Source organism: Inconstantimicrobium porci (assembly GCF_009696465.1).
GTDB classification, from domain to species: Bacteria; Bacillota; Clostridia; order Clostridiales; family Clostridiaceae; genus Inconstantimicrobium; species Inconstantimicrobium porci.
The window spans coordinates 92,395-119,259 of the sequence record NZ_VULX01000002.1; the positions used below are offsets into that span (position 1 = coordinate 92,395).

The 26,865-nt window shown below is 31.3% G+C and carries 24 protein-coding genes; 3 read left to right on the forward strand and 21 right to left on the reverse strand.

Features of this window, described 5'->3' with window-relative positions; genetic code table 11:
- Positions 1-3: 3 nt before the first annotated feature.
- The 10 genes from FYJ33_RS02775 to FYJ33_RS02820 all read right to left on the reverse strand — a co-directional run bounded on the left by FYJ33_RS02775 (position 4) and on the right by FYJ33_RS02820 (position 13,848).
- Entirely contained in the window at positions 4-309 is a 306-nt protein-coding gene (locus FYJ33_RS02775; RefSeq protein WP_154530250.1) for a hypothetical protein, read from the reverse strand.
- 173 nt (positions 310-482) lie between these two features.
- Positions 483-2,018, reverse strand: coding sequence for a Tn7-like element transposition protein TnsE (locus tag FYJ33_RS02780; RefSeq protein WP_154530251.1), 1,536 nt, complete (start codon positions 2,016-2,018; stop codon positions 483-485).
- Positions 1,999-3,552 carry a TnsD family Tn7-like transposition protein gene (locus tag FYJ33_RS02785; protein WP_154530252.1) on the reverse strand — a complete coding sequence of 518 codons (1,554 nt, stop codon included), beginning with the start codon at positions 3,550-3,552 and terminating at the stop codon, positions 1,999-2,001. Before FYJ33_RS02785 ends, FYJ33_RS02780 begins: the two co-directional genes overlap by 20 nt.
- Positions 3,553-3,599: 47 nt before the next feature.
- Positions 3,600-5,276 (reverse strand): ATP-binding protein, encoded by a 1,677-nt coding sequence (locus tag FYJ33_RS02790; RefSeq protein WP_206046594.1) that lies wholly within the window; start codon positions 5,274-5,276, stop codon positions 3,600-3,602.
- Positions 5,266-7,419 carry a Mu transposase C-terminal domain-containing protein gene (locus FYJ33_RS02795; protein ID WP_154530254.1) on the reverse strand — a complete coding sequence of 718 codons (2,154 nt, stop codon included), beginning with the start codon at positions 7,417-7,419 and terminating at the stop codon, positions 5,266-5,268. Before FYJ33_RS02795 ends, FYJ33_RS02790 begins: the two co-directional genes overlap by 11 nt.
- A complete protein-coding gene (locus FYJ33_RS02800) occupies positions 7,416-8,258 on the reverse strand; it encodes a TnsA endonuclease N-terminal domain-containing protein (protein ID WP_328598643.1) in 843 nt (280 codons plus the stop codon). The genes FYJ33_RS02795 and FYJ33_RS02800 overlap by 4 nt, the downstream gene beginning before the upstream one ends.
- 226 nt (positions 8,259-8,484) lie before the next feature.
- The gene (glmS, locus tag FYJ33_RS02805; protein ID WP_154530255.1) at positions 8,485-10,311 is read right to left on the reverse strand and encodes a glutamine--fructose-6-phosphate transaminase (isomerizing); all 1,827 of its coding nucleotides are present in this window, start codon (positions 10,309-10,311) and stop codon (positions 8,485-8,487) included.
- A gap of 467 nt (positions 10,312-10,778) precedes the next feature.
- A complete protein-coding gene (locus tag FYJ33_RS02810; RefSeq protein WP_154530256.1) occupies positions 10,779-11,528 on the reverse strand; it encodes a M15 family metallopeptidase in 750 nt (249 codons plus the stop codon).
- 162 nt (positions 11,529-11,690) lie between these two features.
- Positions 11,691-13,040 carry a phosphoglucosamine mutase gene (gene glmM, locus FYJ33_RS02815; RefSeq protein WP_154530257.1) on the reverse strand — a complete coding sequence of 450 codons (1,350 nt, stop codon included), beginning with the start codon at positions 13,038-13,040 and terminating at the stop codon, positions 11,691-11,693.
- Between the two features lie 187 nt (positions 13,041-13,227).
- Positions 13,228-13,848 (reverse strand): DUF4004 family protein, encoded by a 621-nt coding sequence (locus tag FYJ33_RS02820; RefSeq protein WP_154530258.1) that lies wholly within the window; start codon positions 13,846-13,848, stop codon positions 13,228-13,230.
- A gap of 235 nt (positions 13,849-14,083) precedes the next feature.
- Here FYJ33_RS02820 and FYJ33_RS02825 point away from each other — a divergent pair, with 235 nt between their 5' ends.
- Positions 14,084-14,509 (forward strand): PBECR3 domain-containing polyvalent protein, encoded by a 426-nt coding sequence (locus FYJ33_RS02825; RefSeq protein ID WP_154530259.1) that lies wholly within the window; start codon positions 14,084-14,086, stop codon positions 14,507-14,509.
- A 400-nt stretch (positions 14,510-14,909) separates the two neighbouring features.
- Here FYJ33_RS02825 and FYJ33_RS02830 read toward each other — a convergent pair whose 3' ends face one another.
- The 11 genes from FYJ33_RS02830 to cdaA form a co-directional block, all read right to left on the reverse strand.
- A complete protein-coding gene (locus FYJ33_RS02830; RefSeq protein WP_154530260.1) occupies positions 14,910-15,200 on the reverse strand; it encodes a hypothetical protein in 291 nt (96 codons plus the stop codon).
- Positions 15,201-15,272: 72 nt separating this feature from the next.
- Entirely contained in the window at positions 15,273-16,127 is an 855-nt protein-coding gene (locus FYJ33_RS02835; protein ID WP_154530261.1) for an AIM24 family protein, read from the reverse strand.
- A 166-nt stretch (positions 16,128-16,293) separates the two neighbouring features.
- Positions 16,294-16,758: a GNAT family N-acetyltransferase gene (locus FYJ33_RS02840; protein ID WP_328598646.1), complete on the reverse strand. Its 465-nt coding sequence runs from the start codon at positions 16,756-16,758 to the stop codon at positions 16,294-16,296.
- Positions 16,759-16,869: 111 nt separating this feature from the next.
- On the reverse strand, positions 16,870-17,667 hold the full coding sequence (locus FYJ33_RS02845) for a phosphorylase family protein (RefSeq protein ID WP_206046595.1): 798 nt from the start codon (positions 17,665-17,667) through the stop codon (positions 16,870-16,872).
- A gap of 187 nt (positions 17,668-17,854) precedes the next feature.
- Complete coding sequence (locus tag FYJ33_RS02850; protein WP_154530264.1) at positions 17,855-18,040, reverse strand: hypothetical protein; 186 nt, start codon at positions 18,038-18,040, stop codon at positions 17,855-17,857.
- A gap of 61 nt (positions 18,041-18,101) precedes the next feature.
- Entirely contained in the window at positions 18,102-18,791 is a 690-nt protein-coding gene (locus tag FYJ33_RS02855) for an HAD family hydrolase (protein ID WP_206046596.1), read from the reverse strand.
- A gap of 200 nt (positions 18,792-18,991) precedes the next feature.
- Positions 18,992-20,062: a butyrate kinase gene (gene buk / locus FYJ33_RS02860; RefSeq protein WP_154530266.1), complete on the reverse strand. Its 1,071-nt coding sequence runs from the start codon at positions 20,060-20,062 to the stop codon at positions 18,992-18,994.
- A gap of 13 nt (positions 20,063-20,075) precedes the next feature.
- Positions 20,076-20,987 (reverse strand): phosphate butyryltransferase, encoded by a 912-nt coding sequence (ptb, locus tag FYJ33_RS02865; protein WP_154530267.1) that lies wholly within the window; start codon positions 20,985-20,987, stop codon positions 20,076-20,078.
- Between the two features lie 451 nt (positions 20,988-21,438).
- Complete coding sequence (locus FYJ33_RS02870; RefSeq protein ID WP_154530268.1) at positions 21,439-23,040, reverse strand: NAD(P)/FAD-dependent oxidoreductase; 1,602 nt, start codon at positions 23,038-23,040, stop codon at positions 21,439-21,441.
- A 26-nt stretch (positions 23,041-23,066) separates the two neighbouring features.
- On the reverse strand, positions 23,067-24,278 hold the full coding sequence (locus FYJ33_RS02875; protein ID WP_154530269.1) for a CdaR family protein: 1,212 nt from the start codon (positions 24,276-24,278) through the stop codon (positions 23,067-23,069).
- Positions 24,248-25,087 carry a diadenylate cyclase CdaA gene (cdaA, locus tag FYJ33_RS02880; RefSeq protein WP_154530394.1) on the reverse strand — a complete coding sequence of 280 codons (840 nt, stop codon included), beginning with the start codon at positions 25,085-25,087 and terminating at the stop codon, positions 24,248-24,250. Before cdaA ends, FYJ33_RS02875 begins: the two co-directional genes overlap by 31 nt.
- 192 nt (positions 25,088-25,279) lie before the next feature.
- On the opposite strand from cdaA, the gene FYJ33_RS02885 reads away from it, so the two are divergent.
- Complete coding sequence (locus tag FYJ33_RS02885) at positions 25,280-26,230, forward strand: hypothetical protein (RefSeq protein ID WP_154530270.1); 951 nt, start codon at positions 25,280-25,282, stop codon at positions 26,228-26,230.
- Positions 26,231-26,296: 66 nt separating this feature from the next.
- Positions 26,297-26,857 (forward strand): cell wall hydrolase, encoded by a 561-nt coding sequence (locus FYJ33_RS02890; RefSeq protein ID WP_154530271.1) that lies wholly within the window; start codon positions 26,297-26,299, stop codon positions 26,855-26,857.
- Positions 26,858-26,865: the final 8 nt, after the last annotated feature.

Below are 26,865 nucleotides of genomic sequence, written 5' to 3' on the forward strand. Positions count from 1 at the left end.
ATTTTAGTAAGTTGTAAATGTAACTGTATGTCTTATTCTGCTATATATCTTGCCCACATTATCCCAAAAACTAGTAATGTCTTTAGTCCTTTCACTTGTTTTATAACCGTGTACGAATTTAATTGTCTTATAATATTCATTCGTATCATAATGTAGATCTTTGTATGATTCTTGGTGAATCTCATCCCACTGATAACGTACATAAGCTGATTGTGCAGCATATACTGCTTTAGGAATTGACAGTATGCAAAAAGCAATCATAACTACTGCCAACATTTTACTTATTTTTTTCACTTTTATTTTGTTCATAATACATTTCCCCATAGCATCATCCTTTTTATAGTATATTCCCCATAAAAAGTAATGTAAATATTTTTTTACTTATTTCTTAGAATTAAAATTTAATATCACTATATTTTCTTATACTTATTTTTAACAGCTATATTAATACTCTCTTGTATAATACCTGTTATAGCATGTGCTCAAAATACTTGTATCTTTTTAATAATGTTATTTATATTGCAATATTTTCCACTATGAATTACTCTTTCAATCTTTATACCTTTGATTTTTAACTTATTGATTTTTTTATTACTCCATTTCCCACTTTCAAAAATTAATCCTTCCAATAATTCATCATAAACAATATTCTTGATCATCTTATTATTTGATTTTACAATTAATGTTGATAAAGCTTTTCCTTCTCTCTCTACTTCTATAATCCCAATCATTTCTCTATTAGTCTTTAGTATTCTTCCTATAATACATCTACGCCTATTAATTCCATCTTTTAGATGTGAAAACTTTCTTCCTAATGGAACAAAAATAATATTTATATCTACACTCTTAATTCCATCCATTTTTCTAAGTTGCTGAAGCACATTAATGAAATCCTGTAATTCCCCACTAAGCTTGCTATATTTCAAATCAATATTTGAAACATCAATTCCTGCCCCTGTATTGAATCCCCCTTCATCAGCAAATGTTCTATTGTTATCATCATTCTTAAAATAGATTTTAGTTTGCTCATCTACTTTCGTATGTTTATTAGCATGTCCTGTTTTTTGTCTATGTATCTCTGGCAACTTCACATATTCATGCATTATAAAATCATTCTCAATACTCTCTGTCATTTTATTTGCTCCATCTAATTCATTGTCAATTACTCTTTTATCGCCTTTATTTCTATTCACATTTATATATGTCCATTTCTTACTTCCATCACTTTTTTCATACTCCTCAAGACTAGGATGGAACACTTGAATTTCGTTAAAATTAATACGCTTTTCTTTTAATTTAATAATTTCAAGTATTGTATAACCAGCTTTATTTTCTTTTACCCTTGCTGTAAATTTAAAATGTTTCATATTGAAATCAAACATCATTTTATGTTTGAAACAATTATTATAACCTATGCTCTCCACCATATTTAATACATTCCTATTACTTATAATCCAAGCAAAATGATTAAAATACGTATCCTTTAAATTGGATGTTTTATAGCTACCGTTAAAATATAGTTTTAATATCTCATCATTAATTTCATATGTAAAATAATCTTCAAATGTATTATTGTACAGTATGTTATTCAGCATAAATGTATTAGGTGCTAATACTGATCTAACAATTTCTATTATTGGTATAGTATATAGTTTATTATTTTTATAAAAATTATATGTTCTTGATTTACTCCTGCAATCAGTACCTTTTATTCTCCAGTCATTCTCATTATATTTTGGTGTTATACCACTTAAATCTATATCTATAACTTTAGTTTTATTCTCTTTATCTATTAGTTTTCCTGATTTTAAATCTCCATCAATATAATATTTATCTATGGATAAAAAATGAATGTTAGCCCAATCCTGTATTACCTTTTTAGTGCTCTTTCCATCATTAAAATATGTATCAATCATCCATTTATTTTGATATTTAAAAGGCTCACCTATCCATATAAGTTGAGCCTTAATTCCTTTATCAAATGGCCAGTTCTTAAGTTTAAGTTGCATCCTTCCCATTGTCTTCCCCCTGATTTTCATTAATATATTTAAGAACTTCTTCTTTTAAGCTGCAAAAATCCTTCGTTCTAATTCCAGCTATCCTTTGTACCCTCCATAACTGAACTTTCTCTTCACTTCTAATAAAGGTATCTACAACATATTTACATCTTCTCAGCTGAAATTGCTGCACATTTTCACAGACTTCATTCAAAAACTTCTCTGTCATAGGAATCATACATAACTTTTTTTCTAAATTAGGCAAAATGCCAAAAACTTTTGCTAATGAACCTTTAGTAATTCTTATAGGTATTTTAAATGACAATAATTCATTATATCTCCTTTGTAATAGTTTCAAATATTCCTTGTCTCTAGCCTGCCAATCGACTCTGTTCTCTGAATAATTATTACTTGGTTTAGTTTTATTAGGTAGATTACTAAACAGCCATTTCTTATCATACCTATATAAGAAAATATATTCTTTTTTTAATTGTTTCCTTAACATTGTTCTTTTAATTCCCGGATTATCTACAATAGCATTAAGTATATTTTTTTTATATTGATTCATGCATGAAATATTACACTTTGATATATCATAAATGTGCTGCTGTGAATTTACATTAATATCATGTATGTCTGCATTGAAAAAATAAGCAATACTGTCACTTAAGAATTCAATTAATAATAAATGTCTTAGTGGATGTGAATGTCTTTTTGATTTTCTTGTGATAACTTTTAACCAATTATATTCATTATCATAATCTATGCTACATTCAAGTTGTTGTAAAAATTCTTCACCATAATAATCAATAAATGCTTCATATAATTCTCTTTGCTTAACGCTGCCACCATCCCTGATAAATCCTTTTTCATAAAGAAAATACCTATATCTATCGAACATCTTATCCTTATCAAACTTATTAAGATTGTGAATCAACAAATAGTATGCATCCTTTGATAAGCGTAAGTATTTATTGAAATGATCAATATCGAGATTTTCAGAAGCAAAATCTATAAGTTCATTTTCAAACCTCACATACTCTACTTTACTTGCTTCTAATCTTCCCTTTTGGTATTTCTTTAATTTACAACCATGATGTGGACATAGAATTATACCTTGAAGCTGATGCTCTCTATGTATATAAGCTTCACCATACTTCTCAACTTCATCTTTAGCACAATAAGGACAGTAATAAATATGATTTTTCTTACATACTGAGCCTGCAACAATTCCTATCTCAGTATATAAAGAAATTCCTCCATCACTTTTCATCTTATTTATTACATCTTCTCTTCTGTCTTTATCCATAAATGGAGCATAATAAGGAAGTATAGTATTATCTTTTATTATTTTATCTGAAGTATATGTACCTCCTAGCTGTCCAGCAAGATAATCTAATCTTCCGGCCAGTTCTAATATAGGAACAACAGAACGCTTCCCAAAGCATTCCTCTATAGTGTCTTTATAATCCACATTTCCTGAATAGAAATGATATCTTGCTATGGCTGAATATATAAGTTCATCTTTGTAGGGATCAGTAAAAAAATCAATCAAGATATTATCTCCTTTTTTATTTAAATTACTGTCCCATCCCCCTGAATTCAATTCACATTCAAAAACTCATCCACTGGATTCTTTATATACCCTTCCTTTTTTAGTATTTCATATGGATGTTTTTTGTTGCTTCTTGCAAAATCATATATCTCTAATAAACTTCCTGTAGCACTTGACTTAGGTTTTTCTTTACTTTTTGATTTTAATTTATCATTTAATATCATTACTTCTTTTAAAGCTTCTATCTTGAGATTGCTATATTTCTCATGTACACTTGATTTTGAAACAATTTTCTCACATATTTTTCTTATATCACTAAGTTCTAAATACTGAAATACATCCATTTCAGTTAATTCCATTATTAAGTTTTCCACAAGGCTTTTTCGCTGCAGCTCGATATCTTTCTTACGTTCTTTAAAAGATTCACGTATTTTACCTGCAAGCTCAACATTTCTAGCATATGAATTAGCTACTTCTTCATAATCTATTGATATATCTTCATACCTCATAATTTCAGCTAGATTATTATTCCTTAATGCTTTGATCATAGGCTGTATCAGATGCAAATCTTTTTTTGCAGTCTCTCTTACAATAGATACTGTTAATTCTTCTTTTCCATCCTGTAAAGCTCTTTCTTGTGATAATATAAACAAATTAACTGTAACAGCAGTAATCCCCTGACATTCATCATAAAATGCATCTGACATTTCTTTTGTAAGTTTAGCAATATGTTTTAATCCTTGAAGCTCCCATATTGATTCTAAGAAGAATTGCCACTCATCACTATCCTTTGACATCCTATCCCATATAATAGAGCCATCACTACCAGCTCTTCTCGCCTGCCTAAAGTTCCCGTTAAAAACATTCTGAGCTTTACTTGTTCCAATTAAAACTGTTGGTATACCTACTGTATTAGTAAGTGTAACAAAGAAATTAAGCATCTCTTCTTTATCATTTTTAGCATTTAATAGATGCTGTATTTCATCTATTACTAAAACTCCTATTCCATATCTCCAAGCCAGCTTTGTCATGTTAATCATCATTGTAGAAGTCACACGACTTGAGTAACCAAACTTCTCTAAATATCTAGTTCCTAAAATATCATCAATAGCTTTAAAGAAATTTTTGCACAAAGTCGATAGGCTGCCATCATAAGGGCAGTCTATTTTCAGCCATACAATTTGAGTTCTGGTGAATGTTTCTCCTTTATATTCTGTATGTCTAATAACCTGTGGATACATAGATAATAATTTCTCTATTGCTGTTGTTTTTCCTATTCCTGAAATTCCTATAATAGAAAGGCTATCAGCTGTTGTGCTAATATTTTTAAACTCATTCTGAAGTTCATTTTCCTTTAATGCATTATCATCTAAGCTATTTAATATCCTCAGATTCTCAAGGAACTCTTTATCTAATGGATTTCGTCCCAAATAGCCATGTCTTATGAAAGTAGATAATCTTCTTTCCAGCACAATGTGGATTGGTAATGGTTGAAGAAATTTTTTAATTCTTTTAATAACATGGAATCTTATATTTTCAGCTTTACTTCTATCAATATCATCAATATGAGGCTCAACGCTAAATTGTTCAATTACAGCTTCCTCTGAAAAAATAGGAGGTAATGCCTCAATAAAAGGATTGTATTTATATTCTTCTAAATCCTGTTCTTTGTACACAGCTTCTTCATATTTCCCCTGCAATATAGTTTCTCTACTATTTCCCATGTTTCTCATCTCTCTTCTGCTTAATTAATGCCATTAACCTATTATGTCCAGCTTCATCCTCACTAACTTTAGCAGTTGGTAATTCAATAACTTCTGCTACCTTATCAGCTTTTATAACATCCTTTCCTATCTTAAATGCTTCATCCTGCCTATTAATCTCTTTCTCTACAGCTCTGTTTTTTCTAATACCTTTAAGCTTCTTATTCTGTGACTCGTTGTAATTAATATCCTTTGATTTTTCTTTTTTAGCCTGCGCTACTATCTTTTCAATTTCATGTTCTAAATCAATATTATTTTGATGCTGCTCTCTTGAAGCTTTATTTTTTAATTCAGCATCTAATTCTTGATTAAAAACAATTTCTTCCAGAATGCAATTCTTATACTGCAAACTAGTATCTATTAAATAACATTCATCATAAGCTGCTCCATTGTTATATGGTATGTAGATTTTATTCATATTTCTTGGATCATAAACTATTTCAATACTTCTAACCTTTAAGTTTATAAACCACTGTTCTTTTACAGCTTTATCTGAGCTATAATATAATCCTTTAAATCTTATACCAGCTCTTGAAACGCTTGCTCTTCCTTTAGGAAGAATATTAAGTCTTAGAACCTCTCTATCAACTGTTTTTAGTCTTCCTTTTCTATTTTCAATACCCCAATTCCATAGATTAATTGGTGTAGCTGTTATTTCATCAGCTATCATTTCTTTATCCATAGGATATTTATCAATTATTTTACTGTTATGACTTAATACTATCTTAATATAAATCTGCGTAAATTCTTCTAATGTTAAAACAGCATCGAGTCTATAATCCCTGTCACCACGCTGTCTAAATTCTTTCTGAATTGCCCCTGGAGTCTTATGCTTTATTTTTTCATTTGTAGTTCTAAAACTCCTCTCTACAATTCCTTTTAAATCGCCTCTATAAGGTGATGTATTTTCTATTTTTACATTTAAATTATTAATAAGATTTTCAACATTAAATCCTTCAAATTCTCCTCTATCTGCAATAATAATTTCAGGTAAATGTCTGCATGGCCATTGTTCTTCACTTATTTCAATTCCATACTCTTTACAATACTCCACCTTATCAGCAATCATATTATCTAGACACATCATAGCTCCAATCCATGATGGTCCTTCAAGTCCTACATATATTCCTGTAATCATTCTAGAAAACACATCAATAATGGCGTATACCACAGGCCTTCCTATTATCCTATTTCTATTAAGTGAGCTAACCAAGTAAAGATCAGCTATAGTTGCATCAACTTGAAATCTTGTACCTGGTCCATCAGTCTCTTGTTTTGAATTACTCAAAAGCGCTCTATGCTTTAAATTAAATTCTTTTTCACTTTCTCTGAAAATAATATCTTTCTGAATATCTTCCTTTTTCTTAACCCAATAATAGAATTGATCATACGTTGGTATTCTAGATTTATCCCATACTTTATATTTAACTTCATTATTTTCTATGTAATTATCAGAGTAAAAATCCTTTAGCAATAATGTGTATACTTCTTTAAGTGATTTTTTCTTATTATTTCTGTAATATTTATTAATAACAAAAGAAAATTGTTTTTTTACATCATCAGTAATATTAATTCCATCGACTTTATTTCCATAGTAATCAGTTTTACGAGGTTTACCTACCTTTGCTCCAGACAGTTTTTTCTCTTTTCCTTTTCCACCAGACTTATAATAATCAGGAAGTAAGGCATTTTTATTCATTCCTCTTTGCCAAAACCTGCTGAATACTTTTTTTATCTTAGTTAAACTATAGCCTGTATCTTTACTCATAAACTCCAGTACTTTTGAACGTTTTGATTTATTTAAAATCTCTTCTTTATATTGATTCCAATATTTCTCGATAAAGTTCCAATCTTCATTTCTTATTTTTATTTGTGTATCTGTTAACTCGCTATCTTCTATAATTTTTATATAAGGATCCTTTATTTCTAGTAACTTACTGCATTCTACTTCATCTTTAATTTTATTAATATCCTCTTTTTTCGGCATTGAAGTAACGGAATCAATATTTACAACATAAACATTATGTTGATTTATTTCAATAATTCTAATTCTTTCACCATTCTCAACATCAACATATTTGTAAACAGAATTAATAGCTATCATATTGCTTCCACCGCCTTCTTTATTTCAGCATCATTTACAGATAAAACAGGAATATTCTTATTAACATCAATTTTCTGAGATAAATCTATTTGTATAATCTTATTTATAATAAGATACTTATATATACTAAGACCGCACCCACTTTTAAGACTCATATCCTTGTCAAACTCTGTGGCAATGCATCTCACACTTCTCTCATTATCAATTATTCTTTTTATGAATTCATAGACCATATCCTGAATTTCAATTGCATCCATATCATTAAACACATCTACATTATGTATCTCTTTATATGATTGAATAAAGCTTATATTATGTGCAATATTCTTATCTATCTCTTGATCTGTTACTATACCCCAATCTATTCCTCTCTTCTCCCAATAGACACGTTCAATCTCAAACTTCTCAATTATTCTTTTAGCTAATAAATCCTCTTTTGATTTTATTGTTCTTGCAACATTTTTAGGTCCATCTTCGGAAGAGATTGTTACTAGAAAATCTGTTGTCATTACTATATCCTCTCCTGTCTCAGGATTCTTTGGATGCTTTAACCCTAACTCATCTGCTATATCAATTGTGTCTTCAATAGGCAAAAGTGGATACTGCTCTCTAATATCTAACACTTTATCTGAAAACTCTAGTATATAAAAATAATTTCTTTCCATATCTGATAAGAATTCATGCTGCCTCTGCGTCTTCATACCTTTTACTCTTGTAACTCTGCCAAGGGAAGGTACATCCTGAATTTTAATCCAAGGTTTATATTCAGCTCCTACACCAGAACCATATCCATCTTTTATCATTTTCTCAATATCATGAGTTCTTTTTCTCTTTGCCACTTTTACACCACCTATATTTAAATGCGCAAAAAGCTAGACACCGTTATACTGATGTCTAGCTTTCTTCTTCTGTAATCAGTAATACCATAATTTAGTATTACCTGTATATTTAATTTTGATTCAACTTTTTTTCAAATGATTAAACTTTTTTACAAATAGTCGAACTTTTTTTCAAATGGTTAATCTTTTTTTCAAAACCACAGAATTTTATTTCATGTTTTTATTCTTATTCAACAGTAACTGATTTTGCTAAGTTTCTTGGCTTATCAACATCGCATCCCTTTTGTTTAGCAACATAATAAGCTATTAATTGATGAGGCATTATTGATAAAACTGGTGCTAGTAATTCTAATGTTCTTGGTATATAAATCACTTCATCGCATACCTGTTCTACCTTTGTGCTTCCTTCAAATGCTATTCCTAAAACCTTAGCTCCTCTAGTTACAACTTCTCTTATATTACTGATCATCTTATCAAGTAAAGCTTCCTGAGTTAAAGTTGCAATAACTACTGTTCCATCTTCTATTAATGCTATTGGACCATGTTTTAATTCTCCACCAGCATATGCTTCTGAATGGATATAAGATATTTCTTTAAGCTTTAATGATCCTTCAAGTGAAACTGCATAGTCAAATCCTCTTCCAAGGAAGAACATATCTTTTTCGCCATATGCTTTAGACGCAAATTTCTGTATTTCTGATACATCGCTTAAAAGTTTTTCAGCCTTTTCTGGAAGAGTAAGCATTTCCTTCTTTATTTCTTCTATTTCATCTTTGCTTAATGTTCCTCTTAAATCTGCAAGATATAAAGCAACAGTATAAACAGCAACTAGCTGAGTTACATAAGCCTTAGTTGAAGCAACTGCTATTTCAGGACCTGCCCATGTATAGAATACATCATCAGCTTCTCTTGAAACTGAGCTTCCTACAACATTAGTTATAGCAAGAACTCTTGCACCCTTCTTCTTTCCATCTCTTAAAACTGCTAAAGTATCTGCTGTTTCACCTGACTGAGAAACAACTATTATCATAGTCTTATCAGTTATTATTGGATCTCTATATCTGAATTCTGAAGCTATATCAACTTCAACTGGTATTCTTGCAAGCTTTTCAATAGCCATCTTTCCAACTAATCCTGCATGATAAGCTGTACCACAAGCAACTATATATATCTTGTCTATATTTTCAAGCTGTTCCTTAGTTAATGTGATTTTATCAAGACATATATCCTGGCCAGCCATTATTCTTGAAGTCATTGTATCTTTTATAGCCTTTGGCTGTTCATGAATTTCTTTTATCATGAAATCTTCATATCCGCCTTTTTCAGCTGCATTAGCATCCCAAGTTACATGGTAAACGTCTTTTTCAATCTTTTCGCCATCTTCATTGTAAAGATTAACTCCATCTAAAGTCATTTCAACAAATTCATTATCGTTAAGAAGATATACATCTCTTGTGTGATTTAAAACTGCTGGGATATCTGAAGCTATGAAGTATTCTCCTTCTCCAAGTCCAACGATTAACGGACTGTCTTTTCTTACTGCTATAAGCTTTCCTGGATCATCTTTGCAAAGAACTCCTATAGCGTAGCTTCCTTCCATCTTAGTAGTTGCTTTTCTTACAGCTGCTAAGATATCACCTTCATAGTAGTAATCTATAAGATTTGGAATTACTTCTGTATCTGTCTGAGAATAGAAAGCATATCCCTTTGATTCAAGCTTTTCTCTAAGCTTGATATAGTTTTCGATAATACCATTGTGAACAACGCTTATTTCAGCATTATTACTTGTATGTGGATGTGAGTTTACATCTGATGGTTCTCCGTGAGTTGCCCATCTTGTATGACCAATTCCTATAGTTCCGTTAACTGGATCCTCTTCAAGCTTTTCAGCTAAATTAGCAAGTCTTCCTTTACACTTTCTAACTGCTATCGCTCCATCCTGCATAACAGCTACTCCTGCTGAATCATATCCTCTATACTCTAGTTTTGATAATCCTTCAACTAAAATTTTTGAAGCTTTCTTCTTACCAACAAAACCTACTATTCCGCACATATATTTATTCTCCTTTTATCTCTAGCTCAAATACTAAATAAGCTATTAATGCTTTAAATACCCGATTGAGTTTGTATTCAAAATTACTTTTGAATTTTGCCAATCTTTATCGACAGTATTAATTGCCGTGAGGTATCCGCCGAATTTTTCGATACTCCTCATCCTCGTCAACTTAAGTTTTACATTCATCTTAAGTCCTGGCGCTTTAATTATTATAAATTTATTCTGCCCTCCTTTATATAAAAATAACAGTGAAAAAGATTCTATCATTTCAAATCAATTTCACTATTATTCTATACTCACTATTTAATTTTGTCCACTAAATCAGCCTCAATTTCTTATTTCTTAAGAAAAAAGACATAAAATCACTTATTTTCTTTAGTTTTCTCTAGTTTACTTGTATATTGGTCTATACCACTAGACTATTAAACGTTTATGCACCTTAACAGTCAATTTATCTCTATATCTTAGTCTATTTTTTTATAGAATTCTTCCATAGTCAAGTTATTTTTATGCAGATACTTCGCTATGTCTTTTCCTATAAATCTATAATGCCATGACTCATATTTATATCCTGTTATACTTTCCTTATTCTTTGGATATCTTAAAATGAAACCATATTTATATGCATTATTACCAAGCCACTTATATGCTTTTGACTTTTCAAATGAATCATCAAGTTTAAAATTCACTTCTTTGGAGCTCAAATCTGCCGCAAGTCCAGTCTGATGTTCACTTTCACCTGGTTTTGCTATATATTCATCTGATTCACCACTCTGCTTTTTAGCTGAAGCATATATTAAATTCTGTGTATCATATGATCTGAAACCACTGTGAAGATATAAAATCACACCATCTTTTTTTGCAGCTGCAAACATTTCTTCAAGAGCCTCTGCAGCATTTCTTCTTAAAAGGTTTCTATTATCCTTGCCTTTTATAACTGTATTTACTGAAGGATATACAAGATCACCTGGTATATAACTCTTTTCAAGTTTATTAGATTTATTTATAAGTTCATACATCCTGCAATCATCATTATTTACAAGCCTATTCATATTGGTAAGCTCTTTTTTCTCAATTTCTTCGTTCTTCATAGCCATAACAGACTGCTGCTTATCATATTCATAGTTACTATAAAATTTTGTACCTGCACATATAACACATACTATTATAAATAAAGAATATATAACGACAGGCATACTCCATTTACGTTTCATCAACTTTCCTCCCTGAACTTAACAATTTATATTGTAATTATGTCCAAGTAAGGATTACTTTAATCATAAAAGGTTCATCCTTTGTTATACGTTATACTCTGTTATCTATGCTCTACACCAAAAGAAGCAACCCTGGCTAACAAGGCTGCTTCTTTTTGTGTTTTATCTGTTTGCTTTTGTTTCTATTAATTTTGCAAGATTATGTGCCATCTTATCTATTTCTTCTTGGTTTTCACCTTCAAGCATTACTCTTACAAGTGGTTCTGTACCTGATGGTCTTATAAGAACTCTTCCTACTCCATGAAGTGATTCTTCTATCTTCTTGATTTCATTGATGATTTCTTCATCTTTTTCATGAATATCCTTCATGTTGTTAGGAACCTTTGCATTAGCAAGTACCTGAGGAAGTGCCTTCATTATGCCAGCAAGACTGCTTAAAGTTTTTCCTGACTTCTTAACTATTGAAGCAACCTGAAGTGCTGTTACAAGTCCATCTCCAGTACTATTATGATCTAAGAATATAACGTGTCCAGACTGTTCTCCTCCAATTATATATCCATTGTTAACCATGTTTTCAAGAACATATCTGTCCCCTACCTTTGTAACTTCAAGGTTAATACCTTCTCTTTCACAAGCAATTTTAAGTCCTAGGTTACTCATAACTGTAACAACTAAAGTATTATCCTTAAGTCTTCCACTATCCTTTAAATCCTTAGCACACATTGTAAGAATGTGATCTCCATCAATAAGAGTACCCTTTTCATCAACTGCTAAACATCTATCAGCATCTCCATCGAAGGCAAATCCGCAGTCACATTTCTTCTTAACTACATATTCCATTAATTCTTCTGGATGAGTTGAGCCACAATTTTCATTGATGTTAGTTCCATCTGGATTATCATTAATTACATAAACTTCAGCCCCTAGGTCTCTAAAAGCCTTAACACCAGCTTCGTAACATGCACCATTAGCACAATCTAAAGCAACCTTTAATCCTTTTAGGTTTGTTCCGATAGTTGATTTTGCAAAATCTATATAGTCTCCAATTGCTCCAGTTTCTTTTCTCTTCTTTCCAAGGTGAACTCCAATTGGACTTGGAACTCCTTCAAATCCACTTTCAATTACGCTCTGAATCTGATCTTCAAGATCATCTGAAAGTTTGTATCCCTTGTTGTCAAAGAACTTAATTCCGTTGTATTCAACTGGATTATGTGATGCGGAAATCATTACACCTGCATCTGCTCCATATTCTCTATTTAAATATGCTATAGCTGGTGTAGGAATTACTCCAAGACATACTGCTTCAGCTCCAACAGAAAGAATTCCTGCTACTAATGCTGATTCAAGCATATCTCCAGATATTCTTGTGTCTTTAGCTACCAATATCTTAGGTTTATGAGTTCCTTCAGTTAAAACAAATGCTCCTGCTCTTCCTAAATCATAAGCCATCTGTGCTGTCAGTTCGTTGTTGGCAATACCTCTGACACCATCTGTACCAAACATTCTACTCATAGTTTTACCTCACTTATTTATATAATATAATTGATTACTTTTTATTTTATATTAATCCAACATTTATTATATAAAACTTTACTATTTATAACAACTATTTTTGAATTATGATATTTTTTTGTTATATTTTCGTTGGATTTCGGCAAGCCCTTCTTCTATCTCTTGCCTTGAAACTTTACACTGTCCATTACATAATTTCTTTTTTAATTTGAGATGCTATCTTATGAATGTTCACATCAAATATTACTTCTGAATTATCAAGCACGTAACAACTAGATTTTTCACTCATAATAGTAACAGTTGTTTTATCCTTACCTATAACTATCAAATCATAGTCTTTATTCTGTAGACTATCATATTTTTCATAAAATTTTCTTATTATATCCTCTACTACCTTAAACTCAATAATATTTTTCTTAATCATCATCTTAAACAAATACATACACATTAAATCTTTGAATTTAAAATTTTCCCTATTACCAAAACTCCTGTTATATAAATCTATAAACCCTCCTGTCAAAATACCCGATGACAATATATCTTCTCTTGAATATACCTTAGTTGCAGGATTTATTGAAAACATATCTGCAAGTTCATCTAGCGATGTATTATCTTTAAGCTCCATTATCTTGTTTATTCTCTCGAGAATCTTATCTTTTTCAAAAAAAGTTTCCTGTCCCGTAAAACTGGATTTCTTTATAAACCACTGTTCAGGAATTATTCCTTTCCTTTTCCACCTATATAGCTGTCCATATGATATCCCTGTAAGATCAAGAAGCTGTTTTTTTGTAATTAATTCTTCACTCATAACTTCACCTCTTATTTATATTGTAACATAACATTGTTTCATTACAATACTTTTTTACAATTTTGCATCTATATTCCTGCTATTTTAATAAGATATACCAAAATACTCTCCATTTCGGATTATTTAATACTATCATTCAAGATTTTATCATATAATAATGTTAGAGGGCACCTCTCACAAGCGATGTGCCAAAGTTAAGTTTTCTAAATAGCTTCTTACTAAGGTGGTATGTAGAATGGGCATGAAAGGTTATATTCGGGTTGGCAAAATACATTCTAAAGTCGCAAGACTTGCTGGTTTTAATGCTAATGGAGATGTTTTTGCTTCACCTGGTGTGTACAAGCATATTAGAAAAAGACATTTTAAGCAGTTAGGTCAGAACGCTATTGACAATATGACTGCTATAATGAAGTCAATTTTATCATCTCCAGACTTTATTGGACATGACCCTGAAAAAGGTGCAACTTCTATTGAACTAGTAAAAAAAGCTGGCCCTTTTATACTTCTTGCTTTAGAAGTTGATACTGAAAATAACTATATATATGTAGCTTCTCTATATCCATTAACAGAGGGAAAAATATGCAGCAGACTTCATAGCGGACGCCTTATTCCTCTTACATCTATTTCAGAGTTCAAACACCTCGAAAAAAAGATTTTGTGAGATGAGTAATTTTTCTATTTATTCAAATTTTATTGCACACTTTCCCACGGAACTGTATAATATGTTATTGTTGAGCATAAAATTATATATTGGAAATGAATGTTACTAAGGTGAGAAAGGGCTCCTCACGCGCTAATGTCAGAATTAATCTGACTGAATAATAGTAACCAGAGATGCAGGATACGCCGCCCTGCTAGTAACCTACATATATAAAAGATTTTAAATTAATAATTATATTTGAAAATTTTTTATTCTATAAAGATAAAAGATACACTACAAAAATCTTTTTACGATTAATATAGTGTATCTTTTTTACGCCAAAATATTTTTTATATCTTGGTTCGAAACTCCCCAAAGAAGTTTCCTCCTATTCTCTTATCTCTTGGTTCATATCTCTAATCTATTGTGTTATTTTTTTGCTGCAATTTGGACAAATGTATAGTTCTTTATTGTTTTCAACAATCTTTTCAATTTCTATGGGCAGCCTTTTGCCGCAGTATGGACACTTCCAAAATAGAAATGTAAGAATAATAAATGCTATTAGCATACTTTCCCCTAGCGCTATCATAATTACTTTCATCGAAATTGTTGGAATAAATATACTTACTAAATTAATTGGTACTGATAAATACAAGCATATTAAAGAGATTTTTCTAACATTTTTTAAAAATCTCATTGTTCTTTTCACCATACTTCCCCCTTTTACATTGCTTACCCAAATATGATGCTGAAATGATTTTATGTCAAAAATACTATCTGCTTTTTATTCATCCTGATTTTCGTTAGTGTTATTTTTTCCGTAACTGCCACCTGGATTAAACATGTTTCCAAGACTTGTGTTCTGAAGATTTTCATATACACTCTTTGTTGGTACCAGCCACACATCTCCTGTGCCTCTGTAAACATTAAGGAAACCTTCTCCGCTTGTTGCTGTGCCTATTATTGACTTAGTTGCCTTTTCTACTGTAAACTCAATATCTCCAGTCCTTAGTATTGCAAAGTTTCCATCTACTTTTAATTCATCATTGTTTAATCTGCATTTAAAGATTTCAGTTTCTGGAACAGGAAGTTCTAAGACTACTAGTCCATCTCCACTTATTCTTGTCTGAAAAGCACCTTCATTGCCTAATAAAAGTGAAGATATGCTTTTCTGCATTGCAGATGAAACTTCAATGCCGTCTTCACATGCATAAAACATACCATCATCTACAATAATTTCATCATCCTGAAGCTCAACAAGTGCAAACTGTCCAAATGAAGGTTCAAGAAAGATTTCTCCTGTTCCGCTGTATGTAGGTTTAAACATTGTTTCTCCAGTCACCTTACTATTAAATAGTTTTTTGCCAAGTCCTAGCGGTCCACCTATCTTATTCTGTATCTTTATGTCACCTTTAAGATAACTTAATGCCCCTGATTCCAGCTGTACAGCACTATCATCAAGCAGAATTCTTACCTGTTTAAGTTTAAGACCTGCTTCTCTCATGAAATTAAGCTTTACAGCAAGGTTAACGTCTTCACTGCCCCTTAAATCATCATATTCTAAAATCTGAAAAATAGAATCATTTCTCATTTCTGCCTTAAGATTAAGATTATTAGTTATATTAAGTGATGTTCTCATCACGCACCTCTACTTTCTTAAAATATACCATCATTAAAATTTATACTCTAAGTATATCATTAACATGATTGATTCCACTATATATTTATAATTATTAACAGTATACATAATTTTAAAACAAAAAGGCAAAACAGAAACTTAATTCGTTAACTGATTTGCCTTACTTTTATAATTTTTTTGAATAATAAATTAGATCACTATAAGTCTTAGACGCTTCTTCATAACGTCTTTCCTTAAGAACTGCCTCTTTTATCATTCCTGCTTTCTGCATAACTCTGCCGCTTGAAGGATTTAAACTATAATGTTTTGCCTCTACTATATGCATCTCACATTCCTTTAGCATATGATCAAGAACTGCTTTTAAAGCTTCAGTAGCGTAACCCCTTCCCCAGAATTCACGCCCATAGCAGTATCCAATCTCACAATTACTATTTTTCTTACTAACATTAAATGCACTGATATTACCAATAAGTTCATGAGTATCTTTAAGTTCAACTGCCCAGTTATAACTATTATTTTTATACTCCTCTATCCAACTACTAATTAGCTGCAAAGTCTCATTTTTATTCTTATGACTATTCCAACCAACATATCTAGATTTTAAAATTAAGGATAAAATTAGTAAACTGATTTTTTAAATTTAATATTTCAAAAAGTTTAAAGAGAAATGTGTTCTCTTTTTGGAACTCCTCTAAGGGAGTTCAATCCGAAATTCTACATTCTAAACTTTAAATTATAAGCTCTACTCCATCTCGCAAATCATATTTATTAATTTCGGTATATTTACTTCTCTTGAATTATGATAATTAAATGTTGATTCTTCATCTCTTGCTACTAATGAAATATTAGCAGCTGAATTATCTGAAACACAAAGCAGTGCAATGCCTTTTTTATTCATCATGTTTATAGCCTTATAAAAACTTGCTGTTTCCATTTCAATAAGCTCAGCTCCTGTATTCTTTATATAATCAAGGAACTTATATTCACAAAATAATGAATCAGTACAGAATACTTTTCTCTTTACCATATTAATCTCCTGATCTTCTGCCTTTTTTATAACTTTATTTATATACTCCATATTTTGAGGAACAATTTTGCAGCCGAAATTATTTTTATCTAAAGAGTCAAATAAGTACATAGTAGCGCTTTCATATGCGTATGATTCAATTGGTGTTGATAACTCACCAAGCTTAATATCTGATTTTAAAGCTCCAACTGATCCAACAAAAATGATTTTTTCTGCTGCACTATCTGCAAGACATAACATCACATCTACAAGATTACAGGAACCTACACCACACATAATCCAGGCGATTTTCTTTCCTGCAAATTCAACCTCATATGATGATTGATTAGCGTATTGAATCATATTTTTAATACGTACTTCTTGATTCTTAAATATCTTTTCTGGAGTCCATACAGGCGCTACAACAACTGCATCATATTTTGTATTTGAATCTATGCCGTATACGTCCTTAAGCATGTCCTGTGAACCGTTATATTTCTTTGCTTCTTTTAATATCTCCTGTACTTTATTCATAATCATCTAATCCCCCTATTTTTATTGCTGTTAATATTAGCTCAAACACATGGATAAATTAGAATTTATCAGAATAATGTAAAATGTATATTGTATAATGTATAATTCAGGATGAAATCCGTAAACGGATTTCTAAATTTAAATGGAGGATACCTCCAAACCTCTGAAATTATTTATTCAAAGAGTTTTAAAGAAGAATCTGTCCTCTGTTTAAGCAGGCATTCCAAATCTTTGATTTGGCATGTTCGCTTACGTCTTGACCAAGCAGGCATTCCAAATCTTTGATTTCGTATATTCGCTTATGATTTGGCTGGAACTGCGCTTTGGCGAAGTTTAATCCACAATTATACTTTATACATTCTAAATTATACATTCTCACCTGTGACATGCTACATGTGACCTAATTCAAACTCTAATTTATCTAATACTTGTCTTTACTTATCTTTCAAAAAATCAACAATTTCACTTAGTGATTTTATGTCCCACTTATCCTTAAGTTCTCCGTTTCTGCAGAGATGGAATGATGTAAATCCTAGTTTTCTTGCTCCATCTGCTTCTTTATCATAATCATAATCATCAACATAAATGCTTTCCTCAGCTTTTACACCAAGTGTATCAAGCGCTGTCTTATATATTTTAGGATCTGGTTTCATTACTCCCACAATATCTGAACAGATAAAACAGTCAAAGTATCTGCCTATGCCTAATGATGTCAGCGTTAATTCAAGTGATGGTGATGTATCTGAAATTACGCCCATCTTATAATTGTTGTTTTTAAGATACTCAAGAACATCCAGCACATCAGGAAAAAGCTCTCTATCCTTCAGCCATACTTTGCTGAATATTAATTCTGATTTTTCGTCAAGCTTGTCCTCTTCTATTCCTTCATCTTTTAAAAGCTGCTTATAATAACGTTTCCAGAACTGCACTTCTTCATCGACAGTTTTGAGACCACTTTGAGGATATCCTGACTTCTTAAATAAATCCATAGTCCTGTAATAATCAAGTTCAAGCTTTCTACCAGACCATTTCTCAATTAATTGATTTCTCAAAAGTTTTGTTTCCTCTTTTGCATGTGTCAATGTATTATCTCTATCAAAAAATATTGCTTTATATTCCTTCATATCATCGCCTTGACAAGGACGAAATTGCATTCTACCATTCTTTTACACAAACGTGTAAACCCTTTATTTACAACACTTTATATCATTAAAAAATTATGTTTTTGAATGCAATTTCCTTTACATTAAAAAAGCAGCACATCCACATTTCTTATAGATATGCTGCTTAATTAATCAACTATATAGTTTACTTTGCAAATAAATTATTTGTATTCCTTAGCTTTTTCTTCTCCGTTAAGGACTCTTAGTCCTCCTTGAGCTAAAGCAAGCAATTCATCTTCACCTGGATATACCTTAACTGGAGCTATCCAGCTTACGTTTGAAATTAAGTCTGGGATAAGAGTATCAGAATATGCAATACCACCTGTTAAGATTATCTGATCAACTTTTCCATTTAATGCAGCTGACATTTCTCCAATAGCTTTAGTTATCTGATACAAGAATGCTTTATAGATTTTTTCGCATTCTTTATCTCCTTCTTTCATCTTATCAATAGTACCCTTAACATCATTAGTGTTTAAATATCCAACAAATCCGCCTTTACCAACTATCTTAGAATAAACTTCTTGTTCAGAATATTTTCCACTAAAACACATCTTAATTAATGCGCCTACTGGAACTGATCCAGCTCTTTCTGGTGAAAATGGACCATCTCCATCAAGAGTATTATTGACATCTACAACCTTTCCATTTTTATGAGCACCAACTGATACTCCTCCACCCATGTGAACTATAACAAGATTCAAGTCCTCATATTTCTTACCAGTTTCTTTTGCAAATCTCTTAGCAACAGCTTTCTGGTTTAATGCATGGAACTTGCTCACTCTTGGAAGTTCTGGTGTTCCTGAAAGTCTTGCAACATCAGCAAGCTCATCAGTAACAACTGGGTCAACAATGAATGAAGGTATACTTAATTCATCACCTATAGCCTTGGCAAGTATTCCTCCTAAGTTAGAAGCATGAGGTCCCTGAACTCCGATTCTTAGATCTTTAATCATCTCATCATTAACAGCATAAGTACCACCTTCAACTGGCTTTAACATTCCGCCTCTTCCAACAACAGCATCTAGGTTCTTGATATCAAAGTTCTTTTCTTTAAGGACCTTTAATATTACGTCTTTTCTAAACTGGAATTGATCAACTATCTTATCATATTTCTTTAACTCTTCATTAGTATGTCTTAAAGTTTCTTCAAATAATTCTTTCTCATCTTCAAAAACACCAATCTTAGTTGATGTTGAACCTGGATTTATTATTAATAGTAACTTAGACATTCTATAATCCTCCCTATTTTCTTAATTTTTCAGCTACTAAAGCAGCTAGCGCAATTGAATTCACCTTAGTTTCAAATGAGTCAGCCCTTGAAGTTAATATAACTGGAGCAGATGTTCCAACTAAAAGTCCACCATTTCTTGACTTTGAGAAATAAGTTAAAGTCTTATACATAACATTGGCAGTTTCAATGTTAGGAAGCATTAATACATCTGCTTTTCCTGCTACTTCACCAGTAACACCCTTATGATGTGCTGCTTCTTCTGATATAGCATTATCAAGAGCAAATGGACCATCAACTATACATCCCTTAAACTGTTTTCTGTCGCTCATCTTTGCAAGTAATGCTGCATCAACTGTTGATGGCATGTTAGGATTTACAACTTCAACAGGACATACAACTGCAACCTTTGGTACATCAATACCACAAGCATGTGCAACTGTTACTGCATTGTTAATTATTCCTTGTTTGTCCTTTAATTCTGGGTAAGTATTAAATGCTGCATCAGTTAAAAATAAAAGCCTGTCCCATCCTTCAGTTTCAAAAACAGCAACATGTGACATTAACTTTCCTGTTCTTAATCCAACTTCTTTGTTTAATACGCTTCTTAAGAATGTAGCTGTATCAATCAACCCCTTCATTAACATGTCAGCATGTCCACTTGATACAAGCTTAACAGCTTCTAATGTTGCCTTTTTAGGATCTTTTACATCCATGATTTCAAAGTCAGTTAAATCTAAGTCTATCTTTTTTGCAATTTCCTGAATCTTTAACTTGTCTCCTACTAATATTGCATCTGCTACACCTTTTTCAGATGCTTCTTTTATAGCTTCTAGTACAGGTTCGTCTTGTGCTACTGCTACAGCAACTTTCTTTTTCTGAATTTCCCTAAGTTTTGAAAATAAATCGTTAAAATTCTTACTCAATATACCGCACCTCTTTTATACTATTGTTAATTTTATAACAAACTTATGATAAAAAAAAACAATAATAAATATTTTTTCCTTTATCATTACTATTCTATAATAACATAAATAAACAATATTTTGCAAAAAATATTATATTTAATCATAACGTTTACTTGACCTACACAACAAGTTTGTAAGAAATCACAAATACATCATAATTATAATAATCATCTATAAATAAAGATTTTATTTCTGTTGTTAAGATAATAACAGATTGATTAATAATATATATCGTAATTTAGCCTTTACACATAAATTAAATAAAAAAATAGAGGCTAAATTAATCAGCCTCTACATTAATTATTAATTAATAAGTTTTAAAGAGAAATATGTTCGCTTACTCCTCAGTAGAAACTGCCATAAGGGCAGTTTCATCAGTAATTATACATTCTAAATTATAAATTATACATTACAAAGGCTTATATGCCTTTATGATATTTTCAGCAATTCTTAGTCCGTCTACTGCTGCTGATATTATTCCACCTGCAAAACCTGCACCTTCTCCTGCTGGATATAATCCCTGAACAGATATGCTCTCACAGTTATCATTTCTTGAAATTCTTACTGGAGCTGAAGTTCTTGTTTCTATTCCAGTCATAACTCCATCACCTGATGGTCCAAATCCTTTGATTTTTCTATCAAAGTTAACAAATCCCTCTTTTAATGATTCTGACACATAACCTGGAAGGCACTTTGTTAAGTCTCTAAAAGCATAACCAGGAGTTACTGATGGAACAACATCTCCAAGTTTGTCTGTAACCTTTCCTTCTATGAAATCGCTTATCTTCTGAACTGGCGCAACATAGTTTCCTCCACCAAGCTGATATGCAAGCTCTTCATAATGTCTCTGGAAATGCATTGCTCTAAGAGGTGAGCTTCCTTCAAAATCTTCTGGACTTATCCCAACAACTATAGCTGAGTTAGCATTCTTCTTATCTCTAGCATGATAACTCATACCATTAACAACAAGTCTGTTTTCTTCTGAAGCAGCACCTACTACAACCCCTCCTGGGCACATACAGAATGAATATACAGGTCTGTTGGTACTCTGTGCTCTATATGTCAATCTGTATTCTGCAGCTTTTAATCTTGGATGATTGTAAAAATCACCATACTGATTCTTACTTATAAGTTCCTGTGAATGCTCAACTCTTACACCTATGGCAAACGGCTTTGGCTCCATGAATATGCCTATATCATTAAGCATTTCATAAGTATCCCTTGAGCTGTGGCCAATAGCTAATACAAGCTGTGTACATGGCACTTCATTACCATTAACAATAATTGAACTTACTTTTCCATTCTTAACATTTATTTTTTCAAGTTTTGATGAAAAATGCACTTCTCCACCTAAAGATTTTATTTCTTCTCTTAAGTTCTTAACTACACCTTTAAGTATATCTGTACCAACATGAGGCTTACCCATATACATTATTTCTGAAGGTGCTCCAGCTTTAACAAATGATTCAAGAACAAGATCACATCTCTTATCCTTTATTCTTGTTGTAAGCTTACCATCTGAAAATGCTCCAGCTCCGCCTTCTCCAAACTGAACATTAGAATTCGGATCAAGAATACCTGTAGTCCAAAACTTCTCCACAGTCTTTGTTCTGTTATCTACATCTTCTCCTCTTTCAAAGACTATAGGTTTATAACCTTTCTGAGCAAGAAGAAGAGCTGTGAATAATCCGGCAGGTCCAAGTCCTATAACTACAGGCCTATGTTTAAGCACTTTATCTCCCGGCATCATCTCTTCTACAAATGCATTATCTTCAATAAGCACATCCTTGTCTCTAAGTTTCTTAACGATATTTTTTTCGTTGCTGCAGACTACATCTACTGCATAATTAAACTTAATATCATTTTTCTTTCTAGCATCGATAGATTCCTTGATTATTTTAAATTCCTTTATATCTTTTTCGCTTATTCTAAGCTTTTTAGCAGCCTTCTTCTTTAGAAGATCCACCTCTTCATTTATATTTAAGTGTAAATTGTTTATTCTTATTGACATCTTGTCCTCCATTAAGTTCTTTTGTTTTATGGTTTTTTTACTGCTGTAACAGAAATTTTATCAGGATTCTTTGTTTTAACTGTTATTCCTGATGGTACCCCTGTAATTGTATAATCAATAGAATTCTGTCCTTCCTTAACTGCTGAAAGATCAATTGACGCTTTTATAGTTCCATCCTTAATTGCTGAAACAGCACTTTCCTCACCATTTAAGACTATCGAAACACTCTTATCATAAGTAAGATCAAGTCCATCCGGAGCTTTACTTTCTGTAAGAGTAAGATTTATATTTTTAGTTATATACTTTTCTACAGTAACTGTAACTTCTACAGTTCTATCATTATTACTTACAGTAACCCCCTGCGGTATATGAACGTTCACTGACACATTCTTTGTGGAAGTTATCTGGGATAAATCTATAGCTTCAGTTTCAAGCTGTGAAATCTTTTCTAAAGTACTCTTTTCGCCAAGTACCTCTATCTCTTTTGATGTTGTTATTTCTTTAAGCTTAACATTATCAGGAAGCGTTCCCTTAGTATTAACCTTTATTTTAACCATTTTTCCCTTTGTAATACTAATATTTAAAGATGCAGTTGAAGGTGACAGTGATACTTTTGTAACTTCTGTACCGTTAGCGTTATATGCCTTTAATAATACAAGCTTGCTTATGTCACTTGATATATCTGTAAAGCTATCGGTAATTCTTACTTCTGTTACAGTGTTTACATAATCAGCTGCACCTGATACTTTTACTGTTGTTGGAGTTATTTCTGTAGTTCCTTTATAGAATCCCCTCTTCATATCTACAGATGAATAATTCTTTACAGGAACACTTTTCTCAACATAATCATCAAGAACAACAGAAACCCTCAAGTATTCATTATTTTTAATGCTGACTCCTGCTGGATAATTCACTATCTCTACAGGTATCTTATTTTCACCTTTTTTCAGTGCATATCCTTCTAAATTAACCCTAATCTTTATATCATCTTTCTTCACTTTATATACTTCATTTGCAGGTCCTTCAATTGTTACGTTAATCTTTAATTCCTCATCTGGCAGCATTGTAAGCTTAAGATCTTTAAGTATATCTTCATTAGCTATTTCAACTGGTACATTGTTTATCTTATATTCCCTTACCGGGTTCTCTATATTATTTATGTAGAGCCACAAACAAAATGAAGCAATTATACAGACAACTCTGATTATTATACTTTTCTTCTTACTGTCTTTATCCATGTCTTCACCCGCTCTTCCACTGATTTAACCTTCTTTTCTCTTCTCTTCTGCATAATCTTGATAAGTATATTCTTAAGTTTATCCTTATCAAAGTTTCTTGTAAGTCTTCCGTTAACAGCTAATGATATAGTGCCAGTTTCTTCTGAAACAACTATAATAAGCGCATCAGAGTTTTCTGAAAGTCCTAAAGCCGCTCTATGACGTGTTCCAAGCTTCTTATTTATTGATGTATTGTTTGTAAGGGGAAGAACACATCCTGATGCTAATATCCTGTCATTTCTAATTATTGTTGCACCATCATGAAGCGGTGTGTTAACAACAAATATATTTTCAAGTAGCCCTGATGTAACTTTCGCATCAAGAATTGTTCCATTATTTGATATGACTTCTCCAAGTCTTGTGCTCTGCTCTATTACTATAAGTGCACCAGTTTTTGTCTCTGACAGATTTTCTACAGCATTGGTTACTTCTGTTATTACACGTTCAAGAATCTTATCATCCTCTATAAGATGAACATCATCAAAAGCACTCCTGCCAATATGCTCAAGAGCTCTTCTTATTTCAGGCTGAAAAATAATTATGATAGACAAAACTCCTATTGTAATTGTCTTGCTGAGAATAAAATATAGCATATCAAGCTTCAATATATAACTTATAGGAATAAGTGCAAATATTAAAAGTATACCTCTAAAAAGCTGTTCAGCCCTTGTTTCGCGCATCAGCATATATGCTTTATAAAATATATATGATACTACTAAAATATCTACTACTGACCATAAAGATATGTTACTTATAGAATGTATAATCATATTCAAAATATCCAGCACAATATACACCACCTAACTTTACCTATATTAAAATTATACACTATTAAACTGTCAGTTAATATGGAGATTATTACTTTTTTTTTAATTTTACTTAAATGTAAAATTATCTTTTTTCCTTCTGTCATATATTCTTAACTTAATAAATATATTTAAATACAAAAGGAGGAGATTTTTTTGCCTGATACAATTTTAAAAACAATTAAAAAATACTGGTTTGTCATTTTAATCTTTATCGCTACACTAACATTTATATCCTATAAATATTTTTTTAATCCCGAAAAAAAATCACTCAATAATGTCTGCTGTGCAGTTAATGCTATAAACTCCGCTTCACTAAAAGATATGAAAGGTAGTATTATCAATGCATCGCCGTCAATATCTACACTTACAGATATTCAAACAAAACTTATAACTCAGAAGAATACACTAGACTCATTATCAATTTCTAAAAACTATCTAGCGCAGAAACAAACTCTGCAGCTTGCACTTTCAGAAAACATAAAGATATGCGAACAGACAATTGCAATATTGAAAAATCAGAACTCAAATGACCTTGCAACTTCACTTACCAATCTTCAAACAACATATACAATGTGTAGCAAGCACTATAGTACATGTATGAATCAAGGCTTTGACTGTGGATTCAATAATAACTTTGCAAAATTCTATAAAAATGCCTGCACGTATATAAACGAGATTATAAAGATCAAAAGAGATAATGATATAACAAGCAGCCAGAACAAAACATTTTTTAATACAATGTCAGATTATTTATCAAAGTTTAAGCCACTTACTGAAGATTTAAATCCAGCTATTAATCGTGTAAAAAGCGACCAAAGAACTCTTAATGTAATTATAAATGATGTATATGAAAAAGAGTCTTCACTGAGAGATATCAAGGATTCTTTTGCAACTATGTCATATCCTAAAGATTGTGCTTCATGCTATAACCTATTTAGCTCAACATTGGATAAATATACTGATTATATTTCATGTTTATTGGACACATTAAAGAAAGATATAAAAACTAATTCTGAGAGTTACGATACTGCAAATCAAAAATATTCTGATATGATGCAGGAATATAATAAGCTGAATGATAATATTAATAATTTTTCTAAGTAATGTATTAATTTAAATTCTTTGGTTATACTACCTTGAGTACAGGGTTAATCCCAAAGGAGGTTTTTTATGAGAAAAATCAAACTTACTTTATTCTTAATATTAACCTTTTTCAGCTTAAACTGTTTTGTAGCTTTTGCTAATGAATTGAAAAATAACAACATTAATATAAGAAAACTTACTTCTGACTCCGTAGATTTATATCACGAAAAAGATTCTGTTGTAGAAGTTATGAATTATAACAGTAAAAAAATATATTTATCAGAAGATGATATTTACTTAATGTCACAAATTGTATATGCAGAAAGTAAAGGTGAGCCATACGAAGGAAAGGTCGCTGTGGCCTCTGTAATTTTAAACAGACTTAATGATCCTAAATTTCCAAACAGTATCCAAGGTGTTGTTAAACAAAAAAATGCTTTTTCTTGTGTTCACAATGGAAATATAACTGTAATCCCAAATGAAGAATCGCGAAAAGCTGTTATAGAGGCAGTACACGGATCAGATCCTACTTCTCAGGCTGTATTTTTTTATAACCCTGAAACAGCCACATGTTCTTGGATGAAAAACGTAAAAAAGACCAACGTAAAAGCTATAGGACATCATGTGTTTTTTCAAGTAAAATATTAAAAATAAGG